We start from the raw sequence: 2,231 nt of genomic DNA, 5'->3' as shown, positions 1-2,231 counted from the left end.
TACTGGCCCTGCCCGGGCCCGCATGGATCAACCAACCCAAGGAAAACACCGAAAAACTAGCAGCCTAACTCCCACTGGTACCGACCGACTTGAAAAATTCCGGTGCCCTTGGGCGCGGCAACATCCACGGCAGTAACAGTCCCGATCATTTGGCTGCTCCGTCCGCGGCTTTGCCGGATTTGTCGAACTCGTGGCCTTCGATTTCGTGGCGGATTTCGGCGGCGATCGGATCTAGTTTCCGGTTGGAGTAGCTCACATACCAACCGGTAATGGCGAACGTGGAAACAAATTGCAGCAGGCCCAGGATGAGGCCGATGTTGATGTTTCCCCAGAGCTTGGTGGACATGAATTCGACGGCGTAGTCAGCCAGCAGGACGTATGCGAAATACCAGAGCAGGAATGCAATGGCCATGGGAAAGACAAAGCTGCGGTGACGTTTGCGAAGTTCCTGGAACCGCTCGGTCGACTGGACTTGCTTGAAGTCCACGGACGCAGCTGCGTCCGGAGTTTGGGCTTCGTTACCCATCATTCCTCCTCATTGAGACTTGCTGCCAACACCGGCCGAACGGCCGTCCGGCCAATGTGGCTGCACTCATTGTGGCGCGTGACAGCGCCCTTCTCATTTTCTCCCACACCAGTGAGCTTTGTCTCGTCTTCTTCCGTCGAACTTTTTGAGTTGACTGCGACAATGAACGTCGTATTCCCGTGCTGAGTCATTGGAAGGCCGTGGCTGTCCTCATGGCGTGCTGAGGATCCTGGTTCGACCGCAGTGGGAAGTGTCGGTTTAACGGTGGATTCGATGCATGCATCAACGCGCACGTGGGCGGGCGCGCGTCAGGATCGTTGTGGAGCGAAGCGGGCCGGACGGGCTGCGCCGGACGAAGTGGCCGAGATTGCCGTGCCACCAGCAGCTGCCTTGATGACCTCGCCTCATGCAACTCGCCTGACGCCAGCCGCAGTGTCGGCCGTTTGCGAGGCGTGGCCAAGCCGTCTACTTCTATCTGGGCGCGTTCATGAAGGCGCTCGACCAGGCGGAGCAGGACCCCAAGGCGATGGCGCTGCGTCACATGCGCGCCGACCGCGGTGAACGTCCGATGCTCAACGGCATTGCCGCGGTCTACCTGTACAAAGGAGATTACTCCGATCCGACACCGGTGTTCGGTAAGATCCGAATCGTCTTCTCCGGCGGGCACGATCCGTCGATGGATTTCCTGCACCTCGACGGCCGCCAAGAGTTCCTGCGGTTCGACCGGGTCGTGGCCATCCTGGAAACCGACCAGTCCGGCGAATACGACGAAACGTGATGGAACTGCCGGTTCGCCATGAACTGGAGTGCTCTAATAGCTCCCATGGCGAATTACTTCGTGGGTCCTAGTACCCCGCAGATGCGGCTAGCGATGTTCCTGATCGGGGCTGCGGCCCTGGCTACTGGGATCTATAGCGCCGTTCACCGTATAGAAGCCAGTGCCGCAACCAATACGGAGTCGTCGACGCATACTGCGGGACCGCCTTCGACCCTGTCCCCGCCCGTAACTTCTTCCCGGAACTCGGTCAGGCATGCAGCCAGGCCGTCGGCGGCTGGCCCCAGTTCGCGATACTTATGTTCGCTGTGGCCGGGATGTTCCTCATTCGTTTTCTCTACATGATGGTCGGCCCCAAAACGTCCACAACCTAGTTTCTCTGTGGCTGTCGGGATGCGGCCGCACACAGACTGAGCATGACCGACAACACCGCACGCCAGCCAAAGGGCATTCCCATTAGCGGCCAGTTCGCCCCCGCCACCCACGCCGAACCGGGGTCTGAGGAGGATCGGTACGGAAATTCACGTTTAGGGGCGTCGGCGCGAATTCCGGCTTCGGATGGCGGAAATCTCTCGGTTCTAGACGGTGGCGTCGCCAGCGCGTTTGATGGCGCGGTAGACGGTTGAGCGCGCTACCGCGAAGAGTTCGGCAATCTCCACCGTTGTGTGTGTCCCCGCCCGGTGAACGGAGACCAGGTGCGCTTCCTGTGTCTTGGAAAGCTTGGGCTGCTTCCTACGGAGGCGGCCCTTCGCCTTGGCGACCGCCATGCCCTCCCGGGTTCGTGCGCGGATCAGGTCGGCTTCGAATTCCGCGACCATGGCAAGGATGCCCAGTACTCCTGAGCGTGTCCCCAGGGGCAATCTACGGGTGGAGTAGGATCCCGTGCAGCCGTTGGCGCTAGGGAAGTTCCGGACTGGTTTTGGTGGTTTG

At 60.2% G+C, this 2,231-nt stretch carries 3 protein-coding genes; 1 reads left to right on the top strand and 2 read right to left on the bottom strand.

What is annotated here, in order from left to right:
- Window positions 1-145: 145 nt before the first annotated feature.
- Complete coding sequence (locus tag ACX80X_RS21090; protein ID WP_252603933.1) at window positions 146-526, bottom strand: DUF485 domain-containing protein; 381 nt, start codon at window positions 524-526, stop codon at window positions 146-148.
- 487 nt (window positions 527-1,013) lie between these two features.
- Between ACX80X_RS21090 and ACX80X_RS21085 the strand changes: the two genes are divergently transcribed.
- Complete coding sequence (locus tag ACX80X_RS21085) at window positions 1,014-1,304, top strand: hypothetical protein (RefSeq protein ID WP_252603927.1); 291 nt, start codon at window positions 1,014-1,016, stop codon at window positions 1,302-1,304.
- Window positions 1,305-1,879: 575 nt separating this feature from the next.
- Here ACX80X_RS21085 and ACX80X_RS21080 read toward each other — a convergent pair.
- A partial coding sequence (locus tag ACX80X_RS21080; protein ID WP_459313304.1) for a recombinase family protein occupies window positions 1,880-2,231 on the bottom strand: 352 nt, incomplete at its 5' end.

Source organism: Pseudarthrobacter sp. MDT3-1 (genome assembly GCF_054510755.1).
The sequence above is the reverse complement of the archived record's forward strand: the minus strand, read 5'-3'. Positions and strand labels throughout refer to the sequence as shown.